Below are 16,323 nucleotides of genomic sequence, written 5' to 3'. Positions count from 1 at the left end.
ACGGGCGTCAGAGGATGGCCTTCTTCACCTGAGTGCGAGCGACGCCGAGGTCGATCACTGCACCGACACCGTCGAGCAGGGTGATCCGAAGCGCGATCACCTCGATGCCGCCACGGATCAGGGTCTCCACCCCGAACTCGAGCTTCGCAAGACCCGGGATCTCGAGCGTGCCGGAGTCCGGGATCTCATGAGGCTCACCGTCGGCGGTGATCGACACGAACTTCGTCCCGTTGCTGTTGCGGACCAGCTTGCCCGGCCGCCGGATGACGTTGGCGCGAGCCACGATGCCCTCGATGACGAGCTGGCCACCTCCGAGGTTGACCTCGGCGATCGAGCCCTGGGTCCACGCACGGGCCCGGCGACGACCGGCCTGCACACCGAAGACCTTGGCCTGTGCGGCGCCGACGGAGACCGCGGACGGGACGTTGATGTCGACCGTCTTGGTCTGCTTGACCACGCCGCCCGTGCCCTCGCAGGGGAGGGGCTTGGTGGGCGTGCGGCCGATGGTGACGATCGTGTCGTCTTCGACGTTCAGGACCTTGCCCTTGAGGCCGGCCGCGTAGCCGCTCATGAGCGAGTTGATGACGTCGTCAGTCATCCGAGCACGCGACAGGGCGACCTTCACCTTGGTGTTGGTCGGGAGGATCTCGACGAGCAGGCCCTGGGCGCGCGCGAAGATCGAGTGCGCCCGCTTGTCGACCTTGGTCTCACCGAGCGTGATCCGGAGCAGGCCCGGGATCTCGACCGGCTCACCCGGAGACGGGATCGCGATCACCTCGGGTTCGCCGCCCGGAGGGGTCAGCACGATGCCGGCGACGTTGGTGTGGACCGCCGAGTGGAAGCCGGTCGCGTTGTGCCAGACCCGAGCGGTCGACTCGACAGCGCCGAGCGAGAGGCTGCCGAGTTCCGTCTCGACCAGCGTGATGCCGGCGAGGGCGTGGTGCGAGACGGAGGTGACCCTCGGGCCCCGCTTGATCGTCTTGACCCTCGTGGTCAACGTGTCGATCTCGCCGAGGCCGGGAAGGTCGACGTTGGCCAAGCCGTTGGACCGGTCGAGGCCCGCGAGCGTCGTGCAGGCGATGTGCGCGAAGCCGGTAGCACCCGAGGAGACCGGGATGTCGCCACCCTTGATCAGGGTCCCGTATCCCATCGCGTGGAGGCCGAAGTTGGTGGGGCGTGGTGCGGCAGCAGCGGCCTGGTCAGGCACGACGGGCGCGGCATGGCCGGGGCCGGCCGGAAGCAAGATGACGCTGCTGACCATGGCCAGCAGTGCCCCCCCTAGGGCAAGACGGTTCATAACTGGAGCTCCTTCAAGGCAGAAGACAGCGGCCCTCCCTCCGAGAGACCGCTGTGCAGTGTCCGGATCGTATCGTCTCCCCCGATACGGATAACGCATTCTGATAACGGCGGACAGCCGTTTCGGATACGGCTTTTGGGCATGATGTTGCGATGCCCCGCCGCCGCTCCCGCCTCGCCCTGACCGCAACCGTCCTCGTCATGGGCCTGAACGGCTGCGGTGAGGACGAGGACGACGGCGACGACCACCGGCCGGCGACGCCCCCGCCGAGCGGGTCCGCCAGCCCCGAGAGCCCCGGCACCGACGCCCCCGACGACGTCGCAGAGGCGGTCAACCGGACGCGGGAGGACTCGGTCTACCCGCAGGTCGGCGATCCGCTCGTCGACGCGCTCCACTACGACCTGGCGCTGGCCTGGACGCCGGAGACCGACACCCTCGAGGCCTCCCAGCGGCTGACGTTCCGCGCGACGTCGGCCGCCGACCAGTTCCAGCTCGACTTCGACGACGTGCTCACGATCGACACGCTCACGGTCGACGGCGAGGACGCGACCTACGACCGCGCCGACAAGGACCTCGTGGTCCAGCACCCGGTCGAGGCCGACCAGGAGTACGTCCTGGAGATGTCCTACTCCGGCACGCCGGAGCCGTACGCCGCGCCGACCCAGCGGTCCGACTTCCGGCTCGGCGTCGGCTGGCACGTGACGCCGGAGCACGAGGTGTGGACCATCCAGGAGCCGTACGGCGCGTTCACCTGGTACGCCGCCAACGACCAGCCCGCCGACAAGGCTTTCTACGACTTCACGCTGTCGGTGCCCGAGCCGTGGACCGGCATCGCCAACGGCGAGCTGACCGACACCGCCGACGCCGACGGGCTGCGGACCACGACGTGGCACCTCGCCGAGCCGGCGTCGTCGTACCTCGTGACCGTGGCGTTCGCCGACTACACGCCGACCGAGCTCGAGTCCGACAGCGGCGTGCCGGTCACCATCTGGGGTCCCACCGACGACCCGGAGGCGATCGGCGAGACGGAGTACGCCCCGGAGGCGATCGACTGGCTGGAGCAGTACCTCGGGCCCTATCCCTTCGACACGTTCGGGATCCTCATCTACGACGGCGAGAGCGGGATGGAGACCCAGACCATGGTCACGCTCGGCGCGACGGAGTACTCCACGTCGCGGGCGGTCGTCGTGCACGAGCTCGCGCACCACTGGTACGGCGACACCGTCACGCCCGCCGACTGGAGCGACGTGTGGATGAACGAGGGCATGGCGATGTACCTCCAGGGCATGTGGGAGGCCGAGGACGAGGGCATCACCATCGACCAGAAGATGGACCAGTGGGCGCTGTTCGAGGGCCAGGAGCGGCAGTACGCCGGTCCGCCGGGTGACTACGACCCGACCAACTTCGGCTCGGGCAACATCTACTTCGGTCCCGCCCTGATGTGGCACGAGCTGCGGCAGCAGCTCGGTGACGACGAGTTCTTCGCGCTGCTGCGCGACTGGCCGGCGGAGCAGGAGAACGACACCGCCGACCGCGAGGAGTACCTCACCTGGATCGAGGACCGGACCGGCGAGGAGCTCACCGCGTTCTTCGACGCCTGGCTGCTGAACGAGACCACCCCGCCCCGGGACTGAGACCGAAGCAGTGACGTCGAGGTAGAACAGGTTCTACACTCGGCGCGTGCGCCTTCGCTCCCTGGTGCGGATCTCGGCCGCCGCTCTCGCTCTCGTCCTCGGCACCGGACCCTCGGCGCCCGTCGCTGCGGACGACCCGGCGCTCCCGCCGATCCCGGCCGTGCCGGGACTGCCGATCCCGTCGCTGCCGACCGACCTGCTGGTGCCGAGGTTCGTCGGCACCGAGGCCACCCCGCGGCCGCTCCCGGCCCCGGACGTGCCGCAGCACCCGTACCTGTCGGCCAACGGCACGAGCAGCATGCACAACGACGCCTACAGCACCGATGCGTACGACGTCAGCGGGCCGCTCGGTCACGACCTCGGGATCAGGTCGCGCAGCTACGGCATCCGTGAGTGCGCGACGATCGCGTTCGACTCCCACGGCCGGCTGGTCGGCCTCTGCGGCGGTCTCGAGGGCTTCACGATGATGGTCGTCGACCCGGTCACCCTCAACCCGGTCGACGAGCTGCAGGTCTCGCAGCGCGACCTCACCAGTGGCGCCAACCCGCTCACCGACATCTGCGGCGGCACCTACTTCTTCCTCGACCCGCACGACCACGCGTTCGCGACCACGACCGACGCCGGGATCGCCGAGATCGCGGTCGGCGCGGACGGGACCCTCTCCCGGGTGCGCGACTGGCCGATGGCGTCGTACCTCTCCGACGACGACTGCCTGGTGGCCACCGGCGTCGACTGGTCCGGCCGGCTGTGGTGGTTCAGCCAGCAGGGCGTCGTCGGCACCCTCGACCGCGCCACCGGCCAGGTCGGGGTCCTTGCGCTGCCGACCGGCGAGGGCATCTTCAACTCGGTCTCCAGCGACGAGACCGGCGGCATGTACGCCGTCACCACCCACGCGACGTACCGCCTCGACGCCGACGCGACCGGCCAGCCGCGGGTGACCTGGCGGATCGCCTACGACCGCGGCACGAAGGTCAAGCCCGGCACCCTCTCGCAGGGCTCGGGCACCTCCCCCACCCTCATCGGCCGCCGGTGGATCGCCATCGCGGACAACGCCGAGCCCCGCAGCCAGGTCATCGTCTACGACCGGCGCAGCGGCGTCACCGACCGGCTCCACTGCCAGGTGCCGGTGCTGACCGAGGGCGCGAGCGCGACCGAGAACAGCCTGGTGGCTGCCGGCAACTCACTGATCATCGAGAACAACTACGGCTACACCGGCGTACAGGCGACGATGCTGGGACAGTCGACGACGCCAGGCCTGGCGCGGGTCCTCATCGAGCGCGACGGGTGCCGGGTCGCCTGGACCAACAACGACGTGATCGCGCCGACGTCGGTCGCGAAGGCGTCGCTCGGCAACGGGCTGGTCTACGCCTACACCAAGCCGGTCCGCTCCGACCTGATCGACGCGTGGTACCTCACCGCCATCGACATCCGCACCGGCCGCGTCGCCTGGAGCAGGCTGACCGGGACCGGCATCCAGTGGAACAACCACTACGCGGCGATCTACCTCGGTCCGGACGGCACGCTGTACGTCGCCACCGTCGCCGGCCTGATCCGGCTCGCCGACGGCTGAGCGGCGGTCGAGGACGTGGCCGCGCCGTCCGGGGTTGCGGCGCGACGAGCGCTCGCGAGGAGCCTCGAAACCCACCCTTGAGCGCGCCATTAGCCCCGCCGAGGCGGGGTGTCGGGGCTCGGTGGCTACTCGTCGGGTGGGTCGGCCGGGTCGGCCGGGTCGGTCGGCGGCTCGGTCGGCTGGGTGGTGCCGGGTCGGGGTGTGAGGTCGTAGGTGCCGGTGGGGTCGACCAGGTACAGGCCGCTGGGCAGGGTCCACAGGTAGGTGCCGGGTGAGAGGACCCGGCAGGTTGCGAGGCCTGAGGTCTTGTACCGGTGGTGGCCTCGGCACTTCGGGTTGAGGTTGCACCGACATGTTGGTCCGCCCTGGGTGTGGGGCACGTTGTGGTCGAGGTCGCAGCGCTCGGCGGGCCTGGCCGTTGAGGTCGATCACCGGTCGCACCAGCACGCTGGTGCCCGGGGTGCCCATCCACTGCTTGACCTGCTCCGGTGAGATCGGGGTGCGGGTGTTGGCGAACCGGCCGACCGCGCCATCGGCCGTGTGGCCGCCGTTGTCGTTGAGGTGGACGATCAGCTCGACCCTGCAGCCGGGGACGGTCCGGGTGATCTCCCCGGTCTCGGGGTCGACGACCTCGAGGTCGAGGGCGAGGGCGAGATCCTGGCGGGCGATCTCCCCGAGAGCGACCGACCGGCGCACGTCCAACGACTCCTCACAGCCGAGCTGGCCGAGCAGCTTCGCCCGGCGGGCGACCGCGGCTTCGAGGTCCAGGGCATCGGCGACGTCGAGGGTGGCGGTGACCTCGACGGTGCCGTCGAACCCAGCCTGGTCGAGGTCGATGTCGACGTGCCGCGTCTCTTGGGCCGCCGTGCGCTTCTCCTCGGCCGCTTGCGGGTCGTAGCGGACCAGGGCCTCCTCGACCAGCCGGTCGATCTGCGCCCAGGAAACCACATGGGCGATGGGCGCGAGCTGCCGGTCCACGAACCCAGCGGCATCGGCGGGCAGGGTGCGGGTGGACTCGGCGAACCGGAGTGCCTTCCACACCGGCACCCGGCCCTCCAGCACCCGGGCCCAGGTCCTGGGGAGCCGGTAGGCCAGCTCGACGACCTGCCCCACATAGGAGCGGCCGGAGTCCAACGACCGACCGACGAGGGCGGAGAGCTCCATCACCGCGAAGTCGCTGATCAACGGGGCGCCGGGTCCGGCGACCGGGAGCCCGGTGTCCAGACCGCGCTCGGTGATCGTCGAAGCGTCCCCTTCTTCGGCCACCACATGCTCGCCCGCCCACTCGGCGATCCGACGGATCTTGGAGATCTCGTGCTCGGTGATCGCGGTCTGGTCGTCACGGATCTCGGCCAGTAGCTCCTGCGAACGCGAGACCGGCGCGGGCTCGGCGGCCTCGTCCGCCGGGGTGGCGGTGAGGTCGAAGAGGGGTGCGGTCCCGAGATCCATACTGAACATTCAACATCCGACCACCGACACATCGAAACGCGCGGAACCCGCCTGTGGACAGGCGGTTCGTCAAGCTGGCCTGTGGACCACAAGTGGCTCGCCGGGTGCCTGGACCGCCGTACTCCTCGCACCTCAACCAGCGGGCGGCGCCTCAGCTCTGGCTCGGGGTGCTGCCGAAGCTGACCGTCTCGAACACGCACGTCACGCTCACGGCGATGATGTCCTTGAGGAACTCGGGATCGGGCGACCCGCCGGCGTCGTCGGCGATGAACGTCAGGTCCTCGTCGATGACGCCCTTCTGCTGCAGCCCCTCGATGCCGGAGCGCTCGACCAGCTCGCGGGAGATGCACGCGGCCTCGGCGGGCTCGAAGTCGTCGTCCTCGGTGAACGCCGCCGCGATGTTGTCGGCGGCTTCCTGCTCCTCCGCGGTCAGCCCGTTCTCGTTGGTCGTGTCCGACGACGGGCCGCCACCACCGCCACCTCCGCCACCATCGTCGCCGCGGAGCGCGAAGACCGCGCCGATGGCTCCACCCACGATGACGAGCACCGCCACCAGCGCCAGCGCGGCCAGCAGCGGGGTGCGGGAACGGCTCGGTCCCGGCGACGGGACGGGAGTGCCGTACAGCGGAGCCGGCGCATGGGTCGATGCCGGCGCCTGCGTGGGAGCGGGCGGCTCGAGGCCGGTGCCCTGCTGGACCCGGACCGGCGCGGGGAACGATCGCAGCACCCGGCGAAGGTCGTCGCGCAGGGCGGCCGCCGACGGGTAGCGGTCGGCCGGTCTCTTGGCCAGCGCGGTCCGCAGGATCCGGTTGACCTCGCGCTCGAACGGCCCGGCGGCCGCGAGCTGCGGGACCGGGGCGGACACGTGCGCGGCGACCAGCTGGTAGTCCGTCGTGCCGGAGTACGGCGACCGGCCGACGAGTGCCGCCCAGAGCAGGCAGCCGAGCGAGTAGACGTCCGTCTGCGCACCCGGCGCGCCCCCGGTGTGGAGCTCCGGCGCCATGTAGCTCGGCGTCCCGACCACGAACCCCTGGGTGGTCAGGGTCTGGCTGAGCGCCGGGTCGACGTCGGTGCGGCGCGCGATGCCGAAGTCCGCGAGGTACGCCGACACCTCCTCGCCACGGATCCGCAGCAGCACGTTCGCAGGCTTGATGTCGCGGTGCACGAGCCCCATCGCGTGCGCGTCGGAGAGGCCCGTGGCGATCTGGGCGAGCAGGTCGAGCGCGATCCGCGGCGGCGGCGCGCCCGACGCCTGGATCATGTTGCCGAGGTCGCCGTCCGGGATCAGCTGTGAGGCGATGTAGAGCGCGCCGTCGGCCTCCCCGTGGGCGAACACCTGGACGACGTGCGGCGAGTCGAGCGACGCCTGCGCCTGGGCCTCCTGGGTGAACCGCACCCGGAACGCCGGGTCGTCGGCGAGGTACGGCGAGATGATCTTGAGCGCCACCCGCCGCTTCAGCACCGTGTCGACGGCCTCGAAGACCACGCCCATCCCGCCCATGCCGAGCTGGCGGACGATCTCGTAGGGACCGATCCGCTCACCCGGCTCCGGGAATCCCTCCATGGGCCCGGTTGGCGTCGTCACGGACTGTTCCTACCCCGCCGGGCAGGCACCTAGCCAATCGGGTTCCACAACCTCCGTCAGAACAGCAGCGCCGTCGCCGGGTCGGCCACGATGTCCGCGACGTCGGCGAGGAACTGCGAACCCGTCGCGCCGTCGATGTGCCGGTGGTCGAACGAGAGCGCCAGCGTCGTCACCTGGCGGGGCACCACCTGGTCCCCCACGACCCACGGCTTCGACTTGATCGCCCCCATGCAGAGGATCGCGGACTCACCGGGGTTGATGATCGGCGTGCCGGCATCGACGCCGAACACACCGACGTTGGTGATGGTGAAGGTCCCGCCTGCCATGTCGGCCGGCTGCGTCCGCCCCTCGCGGGCCGTCGCCGTGAGCGCCTCGAGCTCCCGTGCCAGGTCGACGAGGTCGAGGGCGTGCGCGTCCTTGACGTTGGGTACGACGAGACCGCGCGGCGTGGCTGCTGCGATGCCGAGGTTGACGTAGTGCTTGACCACGACCTCGCCGGCCGCCTCGTCCCACGTCGAGTTGATCATCGGGGTGCGTCGCATCGCCAGGGTCACCGCACGTGCGAAGACCAGCAGCGGAGAGACCTTCACGCCCTTGAACTCGCGCCGCTCCTTGAGCCGCGCGACGAAGTCCAGGGTCGCGGTGGCGTCGATGGTGACCCACTCGGTGACGTGGGGCGCGGTGAACGCCGACTCCGTCATCGCGGCCGCCATCATCTTCCGCACGCCCTTGATGGGCTCGCGGGTCTCACGCTGGCCCGACGCCTGGACAGGCCCGGCGGACGTAGACGCCTCGACAGGCTCGGCGGGCGTCACCACCGAGCCGGCGGCGGCCTCGACGTCGGCCCGGCTCACGGTGCCACCCGGGCCGCTCGGCGAGAGCGACCGAAGGTCGACTCCCAGGTCCTTCGCCAGCTTGCGCACCGGCGGCTTGGCCAGTGTCCGGACGCCGGCCGTGGCGGTCTCTCCCGCAACGGGCGCCGGGGCGGTCGGCGGTGCCGTCGGGCCACCTGCCGCGAGGGACTGCTCCTCGGCATCACCCAGCACGGTGGAGACCAGCTGCGCGACCTTGCTGTGCTGGTCGGTGACGTTCTGGTTGAACACGTCGTGGACGTCCGCGCGCGCGGTCCGCTCCCCCGCGGCCTCGACGAGCGGGCGTCGCGCCCGGCGCTGGGGACCACGGTCGGCCTTCATCCGGCCGACCAGGGACTCGCCCTCGCCGCCGCCGCTCGCCGCCGGGTTGGACATGTCGATGTCCATCGCGCCCGACCCGGACGGACCGCTCGCACCGCCCGCCGGCGCAGCGGCCCCGATGGCGATGATCGGCGTACCGACCGGCACCGTCTCTCCCTCGGCGACGAGGATCGCGGTCACCTCACCGGCGTAGGGGGACGGCAGCTCGACCAGCGACTTCGCGGTCTCGATCTCGACGACGACGTCGTTGATGGCGACCTGGTCGCCGACCTTGACCTTCCAGGTCACGATCTCGGCCTCGGTCAGGCCTTCACCGACATCGGGCAGCAGGTACTCGGGCACGGTCAGATCTCCAGACTGCGGTCGACGGCGTCGAGGACCCGGTCGAGGTCAGGGAGCCAGTCCTCCTCGAGCCGCGACGCGGGGTAGGGCGTGTCGAAGCCGCCCACGCGGAGCACGGGCGCCTCCAGGGAGTAGAAGCACTCCTCGGTGATCCGCGCGGCCAGCTCGGCACCGAGTCCCAGGTTGACGTGGGCCTCGTGCACGACGACCGCGCGGCCGGTCCGACGTACGGACTCGTAGACCGGACCCATGTCCAGCGGGGACAACGTGCGCAGGTCGATCACCTCGAGCGACTTGCCCTCTCCCGCGGCCGCCTCGGCAGCGTTGAGGCAGGTCTTGACGGTCGGCCCGTAGGAGAGCAGCGTCGCGTCGCTGCCCGGGCGGACCAGCCGGGACTCGAACAGCGGCATCGGCTCGAGGGTGTCGTCGAGCTCGGCCTTCTGCGCGTGGTACTGCCGCTTCGGCTCGAGGAAGATCACCGGGTCGTCGTGGGCGATCGCCTGCTGGATCATCCAGTAGCCGTCGACCGGGTTCGAGCAGGCGACCACCTTGAGGCCGGGGGTGTGCGCGAACTGCGCCTCCGGCGACTCCGAGTGGTGCTCGACCGCGCCGATGCCGCCGCCGAACGGGATCCGGATGACCATCGGCATCTTGACCCGCCCCTGGCTGCGGAAGTGCAGCTTGGCGACCTGGCAGACGATCTGGTCGTAGGCGGGGTAGACGAACCCGTCGAACTGGATCTCCACCACCGGCCGGTAGCCGCGCATCGCCATGCCGACCGCCGTACCGACGATGCCGGACTCGGCGAGCGGCGAGTCGATGACCCGGTCCTCGCCGAAGTCCTTCTGCAGGCCGTCGGTGATCCGGAAGACGCCGCCGAGCTTGCCGACGTCCTCACCCATCAGCAGGACCTTGTCGTCCGCCTCCATCGCCTTGCGCAGGCCGCGGTTGAGCCCCTGGGCGAGCGTGATCTTGGTGCTCATGAGTGCGCTCCCTCGAACGTCGCGAGGTAGGCGGCGTAGCCGTCGCGCTGCGCCTCCAGCTCGGGCGTGGTCTCGGCATAGACCCGGTCGAAGATGTCGAGCGGTCGTGGATCCGGCATCGCCTTGCAGCCCTCGCGCAGGGTGTGACCCAGCTCGTCGGCCTCGGCGGCGAGGTCGCTGAAGAAGGCCTCCTCGGCGAGCCCGTTGCGCTTGAGGTAGACCTCGAGCCGCGCGATCGGGTCCTTGAGCTTCCAGTTCTCCAGGTCCTCGGAGAGGCGGTAGCGGGTGGGGTCGTCGGTCGTGGTGTGCGCGCCCATCCGGTAGGTGTAGGCCTCGATGAACGTCGGCCCCTGGCCGTCACGGGCGCGCTGGAGCGCGGCCTTGGTGACGGCGTACGTCGCGAGCACGTCGTTGCCGTCGACCCGGAGCCCGGGGAAGCCGAAGCCGAGCGCCCGCTGGTAGAGCGGGATCCGGCTCTGCCGCTCGATCGGCTCCGAGATCGCCCACTGGTTGTTCTGGCAGAAGAACACGACCGGCGCGTTGTAGGAGGCGGCGAAGATGAACGCCTCGTTGACGTCGCCCTGGCTGCTCGCCCCGTCCCCGAAGTGCGCCAGTACGGCGCTGTCGCGTTCGGGGTCGCCGGTGCCGACGACGCCGTCGCGCTGCATGCCCATCGCGTAGCCGGTCGCGTGCAGCGTCTGGGCGCCGATCACGATCGTGTAGAGGTTGAAGTTGTAGTCGGACGGGTTCCAGTCGCCGTGGTCGACCCCGCGGAAGAGCCCGAGCAGCTTCAGCGGGTCGAGCCCGCGGCAGTAGGCGACGCCGTGCTCGCGGTACGTCGGGAACACGAAGTCCTGCGGGAGCACGGCCCGGCCGGCGCCGATCTGCGCGGCCTCCTGACCGAGCAGCTGGGCCCAGATCCCGAGCTCACCGTGCCGCTGGAGCGCGGTGGCCTCGACGTCGATCCGGCGGACGAGCACCATGTCGCGGTAGAAGCCGCGCAGCTCCTCGGCGGAGAAGTCGAGATCGAACTCGGGGTGCTGGACGCGCACTCCCTCGGGGGTGAGGAGCTGGATCAGCTCGGGCCCGCCGTCCTCGTGCTTCGGCCCGAAAACCTCGCTGAGGTCGGGCCCGAATCCAGTGTCTCTTTGCGTCACGAACACTCCTTGGTGTCGCCGGACCGCGGGGTCTCCGCCGTGCCGGGTTGCCGGTCGTTCCCGTTCACCGACCGCGGGGTGGTGCGGCCGTGTGAGCGAGGCCACAATCGTAGCGGCGCACACGCTAGCCGGTGCTTTCGGCGCCGACCAATCAGTGTGGACATCCGATAATCGGACGTCCCACTAGTGCCTCCCGCTAGTGCATCTCGCCGAGGTCCTCGTGCTCCTCATGGGATTCCGGCTCGACCTGGAACGTGGTGTGGCGGACGCCGAAATGGGTCGCGACGCAGTCGCCGAGCGCGTCGAGCACCGCCCCGACCCCCTGCTCCTCGAGCACGTCGTCCCGCACCGTCACGTGGGCGGAGAGGCTGGTCATGCCACTGGTGATCGTCCAGGCGTGGAGGTCGTGCACACCGACCACGCCCGGCGCGTGGGCCAGGTGGTGGCGTACGTCGTCGAGGTCGAGGTCGGGGGGCGCCATCTCGAGCAGCACCCGCCCGGAGTCCCGGATCAGCAGCACCGCCCGCGGCAGGATCATGGCCGCGATCAGGAGCGAGGCGATCGGGTCCGCCTGCTGCCAGTCGGCCACCCAGATCACCACGCCCGCCGCGACCGCCAGCACCGATCCGAGCATGTCGGCGAAGACCTCGTTGATCGCGCCGCGCAGGTTCAGCGAGGAGCTGTCACCCCCGGACAGCAGCACCAGGGACGCCGCGTTGGCGATCAGGCCGACCACGGCGAAGCCGACCAGCCCGGGCCCGTTCACCTCCGGCGGATCGGTCAGCCGGGCGACGCCCGACCAGCCCAGGTAGCCGCAGACCCCCAGCAGCACCACCGCGTTGAGGAGGGCGGCGACGATCTCGACGCGGTGGTAGCCGAAGGTCGACCGGGATCCACCGGGCCGGGACGCGACGTACGACGCTCCCAGCGCGAGTACGACGGCGCCCGCGTCGGTCGCCATGTGCCCCGCGTCGGCGAGCAACGCGAGCGAGCCGGTGAGCCAGGCGCCGACCAGCTCGACGACCAGCACCGTGCCGGTGACGAGGAGCACCCAGCGCAGGCGCTTCCGGTCCTCCGCTCGTGAGGCGGCGTGGCCGTGCCCGTGCCCGGCCCCCATCGCTCAGGCGTCGGCCAGCGCGAAGGAGTCGACCAGCCAGCTGGTGTTGTCGGGGCTCGGGACGAGCGTCCAGGTGGCGGTGTACTCCGTGCCGCTGGTGTCGGTCGAGTCGGAGACAGTCGCCTCCACGCTGACGCTGCCGTCACCGTTCTCGACGGTCTCCCCGAACGCGTACTCGACGGTCGCCATCTCCTGGTTGCCACCGGCCTCCTCGCAGCCGCTCTGGTCGCCGTACTCGCTCTCGAACCACTCCGGCGTCGACAGCCCCTGGACCGCCAGGCAGTCGCTCATGACCAGCGAGTTGAGGTAGGCCCGGGCGATGATCTCGGCGTTCTCGGGCGGCGGGCCCTCACCGGTGTCGGTGGTCGTGGTCGTCCCGTCGCTCGTCGGCGGCGTGCCGCCGGTGGTGCCGTCGGTCGGGTCGACGGTGACGGTCCGGGTGACCTTCGGCCGGGGATCGGAGTCGTCGTCATCGGCGAGCAGGTAGAGCAGGACGGAGGCACCGACGACGAGCAGGACGACGGCGGCCACGACCAGACCGACGATGAGCGCGATCTTCTTGCCGCCACCGCCGCCGGTCGGTGGTGCTCCGAACGGCTGGGGCGGGTAGCCACCGCCCCCTCCGGGAGCGCCGTACGGCGTCGGCGGCTGCTGCTGCAGGTAACCGGGCGGCGTCGTGGGCTGCTGGGGAGGGCCGGGGTACTGGTTGCTCACGAGCGGGAGGTTACTCGCGGACCGGGCGGTCGGCGGTCAGAACTGCCGAGACCGTCCCGGCAGGAACGAGCCGACCAGGAGCCCGGCACCGATCACCAGCCCGCCGATCACCGCCGTCAGTGCGGAGCTGTCGAGGCTGGAGACCACGACCTCGACGACGAGCCGCGCCAGGTCCTGCTTCTCGGCATCGACCTGTTCGACCACGGCATCGGTGACGGGTTGCGTGAGCAGGAGGACCAGGGCCCCGCCGATCGCGACGCCGATCGCGCAGGCCGCTCCGGTGCGCAGCCGCCCGCGGACGCCGTGGGCGACGATGACAGCGAAGGCCACCAGCGCCGCCCAACCGAGCGGCACCCAGACCGCCAGGAAGTCCAGCGCCTGGTAGGCGCCGCGAGCCTGCTCCAGCCTGGACTCCGGGACCACCGGCACCAGCAGGGACTGGGGCGGCAGGTCGATGTTGCTGCCGCCGGGCAGCTCGGCGACGAAGTCCGCGAGAACGTCGTCGAGCAAGGGCCCGATATCGATGAAGACGTAGCCGTCGGCGACCACGCCCTTGTCGCGGTCGTGGACGATCGCGAGGAACTCCCGGTGCGCGTCGGCGTTGGCCTTGCGCCAGAACTCGGGGAAGCCGTCGTTGTCGACCACCCGCTGGGTCGCCGCCCGCACGGCGGTGTCCAGCGAGTCGGGCAGCAGCGCGGCCGGCACGTTGCCGACAAGGGCGGCGACGGCGGCGCCGGCCACCTCGTCGGCGAGCGCGTCGCGCAGCTCAGGGTCGTCGGCGAGCGGCGCGACGGTGTCGACGTACGCCTCGGTGCTGTCGACCCGCAGCGACAGCCAGGTCGAGGTGATGCCCAACGGCACCAGCACCGTTGCAAGGACGACCGCGAGGGCCGCCAGCCCGAGTCTGGTCATGAGCGGTGCTGCGTCCCCGCTCGCCTACTCCTCGTCGACCTTCCAGTCGCCGTCTTCCTTGACCAGCTTGATCGAGCCCTCATCGGTGTTCTTCTCTTCACCGTCGAAGAAGTCCTCGAGGACGTCGTCGTTGTCACCGGTGTACTCGAAGGTCTCCTTGTACTCGGCGACGGCCTCGTCGTCGCCCTTCTCCTTGAGCTCGGTGATCTCGACCTCGTAGTCGACGTCGCCCCGGATGTCGTCGAAGGACTCGCCGTACTCGTCCTCGTAGTCCTCGGCGAACTCCTCTTCGTTGTCCTCGGAGTTCTCGGCGTACTCGTCGCAGTCGTCGGCATCGTTGAACTCGAGGAACTCCTTCTGCGCGTCCTTGGAGAGGAGCTCACACTCCTTGCTGTAGTCGCCCTCGAACCGCGCCCCCAGGTAGTCCTTCGCGACGTCCTCGGGGCTGCCGCCGCCGATCACCTTGAACAGGACCACCAGCAGGATGATCACGAGCAGCAGGGCGCCGATGCCGCCGCCGATGATCGCGATCAGCTTGCCCTTGCCGCCGCCGGAGCTGCTGCCGCCGGCGCGGCCCGCACCGAAGGGCTGCTGCTGCCCGTACCCGGGCTGCCCGGCGGGCTGGCCGTAGCCGCCCGCGGGCGCACCGTAGACGCCCTGCGGCGGCTGCTGCGGCTGCTGGGGCTGCTGCGGGGCACCCGGCTGCTGCGCGCCGGGCTGGCCGTAGCCGGCCGCGCGGTTGGGCGCGACCTGGGTCGGCAGGTCGGCGCCGGGGGCGCTGGGAGCCGACGGCGCGGCCGGAGCCGACGGGGCGGCCGGGGCCGCAGGCGCGGCCGGTGCGCCACCGGCGGGCGGCTGGGTGTGCTCGGTCCACTGGGTGCCGTCCCACCAGCGCTGGCCACCCTGGCCGTCGGGGTACCACCCCGGAGGGGTCGAGGGCTGGTTCGGGTCGGACATCGTGCGCTCCTGGAAAGTTGGTGTCGGCCCGTGAGATCAGCGGGCAGCAATGGCCGGAATCATTGCATGGCGGTGGTGTCGGCAAACGCCAGGCGGGCGACAAAGTCGAGCTTGTCCAGGACCGGCTCGGGGATCACGAACGGGTAGAGGTCTTCCTTGCCCATGCTCCGGTTGATCTGGTTGAGCGCGATCGACAGCGGGATCCAGACGCCGCGCACCAGGTCGGGGAAGCTGCCGAAGCCCGACGGCGCGACGGTGATCAGGCCCTGCTCGGCCGCGGTCTCGCAGGTGTCGGCGATGTGCAGGTAGTGGGCGAACGTCTCCGCGAAGTCCTCGAAGGGGTGCATGGTCGCGTAGGTCGAGATGTACGACGCCGCCCACCCCTCCGGCGCCCCCTCGGCGTAGTGCCGGTCGATCGCGGCCTGGTAGTCCGCGGTCTCGTCGCCGAACAGCGCCCGGTACTGCTCCAGCCGCTCGCCGCCGGTGACCAGCCGCAGCTGGACGAAGTGGCCGACCTCGTGGCGCAGGTGGCCGAGCATCGTCCGGTAGGGCTCGCCGAGGTCCTGCCTGATCCGCTCCCGTCGCGCGTCGTCCGTCTCCGCGAGGTCGATCGTGATCACGCCGTCCGCGTGCCCGATGACGACCCCGTTGGAGCCGTCGCCGCTGCTGGAGAGCATGTCGAACACCAGCCCGTCGACGGCGAAGCCGCGGCTGTCGAGCTCGACGAGCAGGTGTCGCTTGGCCGCCTCGGCCTCGGCGAACTGCGCGATCCCCTCCAGGTCGGCGTCCGCCGGCCGGGTCCGGGTCAGGTCACACGCCGCGCACTGTCCGCCCTCGAGCGGCGCCAGCCAGGTGCAGCCGGAGAGGTTGAGGTTGCGACACACGTGCCAGACCAGGCCGGCCCGGTCGACGTACTGCCCCGTCTCGTCGACCGGCACGAGCGTCCGCTCCGTCCGCGAGAACCCGAGGGCGCTGCCGCACGACACGCACACCGAGTTCTCGAAGAAGAGCTGGCTGTCACAGACCTGGCAGCGGAAGGACCTCACCGGACGAAGGATGGCACCTCAGGTGCAGAGCTCAGTCCGAGAGCCCGACGAGCAGCACCACGACGACGAAGGCGATCAGCACCAACGTGGTGAGCAGACCCATCAGCAGGCCGATGGTGCGCTTCTGGCTCGGCGGCGGGGGCGGCAGCGCGGGGCCGTAGCCGCCACCGCCGGGCGCAGCCGCCGGCGCGCCGCCCTGGAGGTACGCCGGCGCCTGGCCGGGACCCGGCTGCGGCGGGTAGCCGGGCTGCTGCGGGTAGCCCTGCGGAGCCGGCTGCCCCGGGTAGGGCTGCGGCTGGCCGGGCTGCGGGGGCGGGGCACCGTACGGGGGCTGGCTCATGGCACCAGCCTGTTTGAGCGGGTCGGG

Annotated in this window: 15 protein-coding genes; 3 read left to right on the top strand and 12 right to left on the bottom strand. The window is 70.8% G+C overall.

Going from position 1 to position 16,323, the window contains the following annotated elements:
• Positions 1–7 precede the first annotated feature (7 nt).
• Positions 8–1,297 carry a choice-of-anchor P family protein gene (locus D0Z08_RS09400; RefSeq protein ID WP_147381379.1) on the bottom strand — a complete coding sequence of 430 codons (1,290 nt, stop codon included), beginning with the start codon at positions 1,295–1,297 and terminating at the stop codon, positions 8–10.
• Positions 1,298–1,449: 152 nt separating this feature from the next.
• On the opposite strand from D0Z08_RS09400, the gene D0Z08_RS09395 reads away from it, so the two are divergent.
• A complete protein-coding gene (locus D0Z08_RS09395) occupies positions 1,450–2,931 on the top strand; it encodes a M1 family metallopeptidase (RefSeq protein ID WP_118924953.1) in 1,482 nt (493 codons plus the stop codon).
• A 46-nt stretch (positions 2,932–2,977) separates the two neighbouring features.
• Positions 2,978–4,501: a hypothetical protein gene (locus D0Z08_RS09390; RefSeq protein ID WP_147381378.1), complete on the top strand. Its 1,524-nt coding sequence runs from the start codon at positions 2,978–2,980 to the stop codon at positions 4,499–4,501.
• A gap of 125 nt (positions 4,502–4,626) precedes the next feature.
• Here the strand turns inward: D0Z08_RS09390 and D0Z08_RS09385 are convergent, their stop codons facing one another.
• Entirely contained in the window at positions 4,627–4,881 is a 255-nt protein-coding gene (locus tag D0Z08_RS09385) for a hypothetical protein (RefSeq protein WP_118924949.1), read from the bottom strand.
• A gap of 181 nt (positions 4,882–5,062) precedes the next feature.
• Between D0Z08_RS09385 and D0Z08_RS09380 the strand changes: the two genes are divergently transcribed.
• Positions 5,063–5,860 (top strand): hypothetical protein, encoded by a 798-nt coding sequence (locus tag D0Z08_RS09380; protein WP_118924947.1) that lies wholly within the window; start codon positions 5,063–5,065, stop codon positions 5,858–5,860.
• Between the two features lie 241 nt (positions 5,861–6,101).
• Here the strand turns inward: D0Z08_RS09380 and D0Z08_RS09375 are convergent, their stop codons facing one another.
• From D0Z08_RS09375 to D0Z08_RS09325, 10 genes are all read right to left on the bottom strand, one after another.
• Positions 6,102–7,535 carry a serine/threonine-protein kinase gene (locus D0Z08_RS09375; RefSeq protein WP_147381377.1) on the bottom strand — a complete coding sequence of 478 codons (1,434 nt, stop codon included), beginning with the start codon at positions 7,533–7,535 and terminating at the stop codon, positions 6,102–6,104.
• A 56-nt stretch (positions 7,536–7,591) separates the two neighbouring features.
• Entirely contained in the window at positions 7,592–9,070 is a 1,479-nt protein-coding gene (locus D0Z08_RS09370) for a dihydrolipoamide acetyltransferase family protein (protein WP_220454125.1), read from the bottom strand.
• Positions 9,071–9,072: 2 nt separating this feature from the next.
• Positions 9,073–10,053, bottom strand: a complete 981-nt coding sequence (locus tag D0Z08_RS09365) for an alpha-ketoacid dehydrogenase subunit beta (RefSeq protein WP_118924942.1) — start codon at positions 10,051–10,053, stop codon at positions 9,073–9,075.
• Positions 10,050–11,210 (bottom strand): pyruvate dehydrogenase (acetyl-transferring) E1 component subunit alpha, encoded by a 1,161-nt coding sequence (gene pdhA / locus D0Z08_RS09360; RefSeq protein WP_425454047.1) that lies wholly within the window; start codon positions 11,208–11,210, stop codon positions 10,050–10,052. The genes D0Z08_RS09365 and pdhA overlap by 4 nt, the downstream gene beginning before the upstream one ends.
• Positions 11,211–11,406: 196 nt before the next feature.
• Positions 11,407–12,327, bottom strand: coding sequence for a cation diffusion facilitator family transporter (locus tag D0Z08_RS09355; protein ID WP_118924938.1), 921 nt, complete (start codon positions 12,325–12,327; stop codon positions 11,407–11,409).
• A gap of 3 nt (positions 12,328–12,330) precedes the next feature.
• Positions 12,331–13,041 carry a hypothetical protein gene (locus D0Z08_RS09350; protein ID WP_118924936.1) on the bottom strand — a complete coding sequence of 237 codons (711 nt, stop codon included), beginning with the start codon at positions 13,039–13,041 and terminating at the stop codon, positions 12,331–12,333.
• Positions 13,042–13,077: 36 nt separating this feature from the next.
• The gene (locus D0Z08_RS09345) at positions 13,078–13,953 is read right to left on the bottom strand and encodes a hypothetical protein (RefSeq protein WP_118924934.1); all 876 of its coding nucleotides are present in this window, start codon (positions 13,951–13,953) and stop codon (positions 13,078–13,080) included.
• A gap of 24 nt (positions 13,954–13,977) precedes the next feature.
• Complete coding sequence (locus D0Z08_RS32045) at positions 13,978–14,910, bottom strand: DUF2510 domain-containing protein (RefSeq protein WP_182481245.1); 933 nt, start codon at positions 14,908–14,910, stop codon at positions 13,978–13,980.
• 59 nt (positions 14,911–14,969) lie between these two features.
• A complete protein-coding gene (locus tag D0Z08_RS09330; RefSeq protein WP_118924932.1) occupies positions 14,970–15,956 on the bottom strand; it encodes a zinc-binding metallopeptidase family protein in 987 nt (328 codons plus the stop codon).
• 31 nt (positions 15,957–15,987) lie between these two features.
• Positions 15,988–16,296, bottom strand: coding sequence for a hypothetical protein (locus tag D0Z08_RS09325; RefSeq protein WP_118924930.1), 309 nt, complete (start codon positions 16,294–16,296; stop codon positions 15,988–15,990).
• Between the last annotated feature and the right edge of the window lie 27 nt (positions 16,297–16,323).

Source organism: Nocardioides immobilis (assembly GCF_003515065.1).
Classification (GTDB): Bacteria; Actinomycetota; Actinomycetes; order Propionibacteriales; family Nocardioidaceae; genus Nocardioides; species Nocardioides immobilis.
The sequence above is the reverse complement of the archived record's forward strand: the minus strand, read 5'-3'. Positions and strand labels throughout refer to the sequence as shown.

What these genes read in the sequence shown, in the direction of transcription:
- D0Z08_RS09345 (WP_118924934.1), bottom strand. Translation starts at nt 13,953, where the DNA reads ATGACCAGACTCGGGCTGGCGGCCCTCGCGGTCGTCCTTGCAACGGTG.
- D0Z08_RS09355 (WP_118924938.1), bottom strand. Translation starts at nt 12,327, where the DNA reads ATGGGGGCCGGGCACGGGCACGGCCACGCCGCCTCACGAGCGGAGGAC.
- D0Z08_RS32045 (WP_182481245.1), bottom strand. Translation starts at nt 14,910, where the DNA reads ATGTCCGACCCGAACCAGCCCTCGACCCCTCCGGGGTGGTACCCCGAC.
- D0Z08_RS09325 (WP_118924930.1), bottom strand. Translation starts at nt 16,296, where the DNA reads ATGAGCCAGCCCCCGTACGGTGCCCCGCCCCCGCAGCCCGGCCAGCCG.
- D0Z08_RS09365 (WP_118924942.1), bottom strand. Translation starts at nt 10,053, where the DNA reads ATGAGCACCAAGATCACGCTCGCCCAGGGGCTCAACCGCGGCCTGCGC.
- D0Z08_RS09400 (WP_147381379.1), bottom strand. Translation starts at nt 1,297, where the DNA reads ATGAACCGTCTTGCCCTAGGGGGGGCACTGCTGGCCATGGTCAGCAGC.
- D0Z08_RS09395 (WP_118924953.1), top strand. Translation starts at nt 1,450, where the DNA reads ATGCCCCGCCGCCGCTCCCGCCTCGCCCTGACCGCAACCGTCCTCGTC.